Raw genomic sequence first — 534 nt, forward strand, 5'->3', positions numbered from 1 at the left:
CCCAGGCGACAGCACCGCACCACACCGCGAGCGTGCCGACGGCGACCAGCTCCCCGACGCCTGCGGCCCTGCCGAGGGCGATGGTCGCGGTCGCGTACATGCCGATCGGGAAGACGATGCTCCACCACCCCACGGTGAACCGACGCGCGCCCGGACGCGTGCGGAGATCGCGGATGCCGAGCCCCACGAGGAACGGGATGAGGAACGTTCCGAACGACCAGAGCACCATCGCCACGACGGTGACCGCTCCCTCCGTGCCGGGGAGGGCGGCGGGGTCCGCCGTCAGCAGACGCGCGGCGGCCAGCGTGGAGATCGCGGTCGATCCCGTCAGCACCCATGCGGTCGGCGCGACGTCGATCGCACCGATCTCCTGGCCGAGCAGCCGCACCGTCACCGCCGCCATGAGAAGCAGATAGAGAACGATCCCCAGGCACCAGAGCGCGAACGCCGCAAGGCCCAGCAGGGGGTGCCCTCCGGCGGTCGCGCTCGTCAGGACCGACAGCGACTGGGTGGCGACGACGAGGAGGAACCACC

1 pseudogene is annotated in these 534 nt (G+C 71.7%); it reads right to left on the reverse strand.

Annotated elements, in window-relative coordinates:
- A pseudogene (locus tag L687_RS25320) lies at positions 1–534 on the reverse strand (hypothetical protein); the annotation flags it as partial.

The sequence above is a fragment of the Microbacterium maritypicum MF109 genome (assembly GCF_000455825.1).
GTDB classification, from domain to species: domain Bacteria; phylum Actinomycetota; class Actinomycetes; order Actinomycetales; family Microbacteriaceae; genus Microbacterium; species Microbacterium maritypicum_A.